Source organism: Azoarcus sp. TTM-91 (assembly GCF_012911025.1).
In the GTDB taxonomy this organism is placed as follows: Bacteria; Pseudomonadota; Gammaproteobacteria; order Burkholderiales; family Rhodocyclaceae; genus Azoarcus.
Window position 1 is genome coordinate 1 of record NZ_WUEI01000231.1, and the last position, 2289, is coordinate 2289.

General features: G+C 73.5%; 2 protein-coding genes. Both read left to right on the forward strand.

Annotated features, from left to right (window positions below; translation table 11 throughout):
• Positions 1-4: 4 nt before the first annotated feature.
• The gene (gene imuA, locus GRF61_RS23830; protein ID WP_169153102.1) at positions 5-751 is read left to right on the forward strand and encodes a translesion DNA synthesis-associated protein ImuA; all 747 of its coding nucleotides are present in this window, start codon (positions 5-7) and stop codon (positions 749-751) included.
• On the forward strand, positions 693-2159 hold the full coding sequence (locus GRF61_RS23835) for a DNA polymerase Y family protein (RefSeq protein WP_169153101.1): 1467 nt from the start codon (positions 693-695) through the stop codon (positions 2157-2159). The genes imuA and GRF61_RS23835 overlap by 59 nt, the downstream gene beginning before the upstream one ends.
• The last annotated feature ends 130 nt before the right edge of the window (positions 2160-2289 follow it).

Below are 2289 nucleotides of genomic sequence, written 5' to 3' on the forward strand. Positions count from 1 at the left end.
CATCATGGGTCTCGCCCTCGCCAGGACTGCCACCGCGGATGCCACCGCAGGCCTTGCCAGCGAACTGGCCACTACCCTGCCGGCCGGCCTGGTGTGGCAAGCCAACCGCATGGCGCGCGGCAGCGGACCGGTGCGGCCCACCGGCTTCGCCGCGCTGGATGCGGAGTTGCCCGGCGGAGGTTGGCCGGCTTCGGCGTTGATCGAACTGCTGGTCGAACAGCCGGGCTGCGGCGAACTCGGCCTGCTGCTCCCGCTGCTCCGGCAGACGCCCGACGACCGCTGGCTGGCCTGGATCGCACCGCCCTTCATGCCCTATGCGCCGGCGCTGGCCGCCGCCGGCGTGCCGCTGTCCCGGCTGCTGCTGATCACACCTTCCAGCGCGGGCGAGATTCTCTGGGCCACCCGCCAGGCAGTGGCTTCCGCCACCTGCGCCGCGGTGCTGTGCTGGCCACAGCGGGCGGATACCGCAGCGCTGCGCCGGCTGCAGCTGGCGGCCGAGGAGTCGGCCACGCCGCTCTTCCTCTTCCGGCCGGAAAGCGCCGCCCGCCAGGCTTCCCCCGCCAGCCTTCGGCTGGCCCTGCGTCCTGCCGGAACCCATGTGCGGGTGGACATCCTGAAACGCCGCGGCCCTCCAGCCGCCGCCCCCCTGCTGCTTCCCCTGCATGGCGAAGACCTCGCCGTGCCGCCTGCCCATGTTGTGGCTCGCCCTGATCCTGCCCCAGTTGCCCTTGCAGGTCTTTGCCCGCGGTAGCGCGGAGCCTGGCCTGCTGACGGTGACCGAGGCCGCGCCCGGCCGGCGCATTTGCGCCGCCAGCCCGCAGGCACGCGCGCTCGGCGTGAAACGCGGCCAGCGCCTGGCCAGCGCGCTGGCTGTCGCGCCCGCGCTGCAACTGCGGGAGCGCAATCCGGAACTGGAGGAAGCCACGCTGAAAGAGGTGGCCGATTGGGCCGGCGCCTACACCCCCCAGCTCAGCTTCTGCCCGCCGGACGGGCTGCTGCTGGAGATCGGCGCCAGCCTGCGCCTGTTCGGTGGAGAGTCCAACCTGCGCACGAACCTGCTGACCGGGCTCGCCGCGCTGGGCCTGCACGCGGTAGCCGCCAGCGCGCCGACACCGCTGGCCGCGCGCTGGCTGGCACGCGCCGGTCATGGCAGCACGCCCCTGCCGCCCGACTGGCGCGGCCTGCTGGACGAATTGCCGCTGGCGGTACTCCTGGACGGCAGCAACGTCGCCGGCCACAACCTGGAGTTGCTGGCCGGCATCGGCGCCCGCACCCTGGGTGACATCCGCCGCCTGCCCCGCGCCGGCCTCGCCCGGCGGGATGCCGCCGCCGTCACCCATACGCTCGCCCTCGCCTATGGCGAGACGCCCGACCTGCGCCCCAGCTACCAGCCGCCGCCGCGCTTCGAGCATAGGCTGGTCATGCCCTCGCCCACCATCGCGGTCGAACCCCTGCTGTTCGCCGCCCGCCGGCTTTTCACCAGCCTCTCCGGCTGGCTCGCTGCCCGCCAGGCGGCGGCCGATCACTGCCGGCTGGTGTTGATGCACGAACATGGCGAGGACACCGTGGTGGACATCGTCACTGGCGCCCCCAGCCGCGACCAGGACCGCCTCGACCTCCTCGCCCGCGAACGGCTGGCGGCGCTGAGCCTGCCGGAGCCGGTGGTGGAGCTCCGTCTGCACGCGGACGCGCCCTCGCCGCTGGCACCGCGTTCCGACGATCTGTTCGGCGATCCCGGCACCGCACGCGAGAATGCCCGCCTGCTGGTGGACCGCCTGCGGGCGCGGCTGGGCGAGGACAGCGTCCGCCAGCTCCGCCCGCTGGCCGAGCATCGCCCCGAACGGGCCTGGGCAACCCTGCCGCCAGCGGATGCGCCGCGTGCCGAACGCGGCACCGCACCGCTGCCGGCCCAACAACGGCCGCTGTGGCTGCTGCCGCAGGCGCGCCGCCTGCAGCCTCGGGGGCTGGCCGCCGACGCCACGCCCGGTGAAGGCTTTCAACTGCTTTCCGGCCCGGAGCGCATAGAAAGCGGCTGGTGGGACGAAGCCGGCATCCGCCGCGACTACCACCAGGCGCTGGACCCGCAGGGCGCCCGCTGCTGGCTGTACCGCGAGCTCGACCCACCCTGCGACTGGTATCTGCATGGTTACTTCGCCTGAACGCCGGCACCGCCTGCCGCGGCCTCAAGCCCACGTAAGCTCGCACCAGTCGGGGGCGTAGTACACTCGCCGGCCGCGCCGGAACCGGCCGGGCCTCCTTTCCTCCCCTTGCGACCGACCTCATGACCAC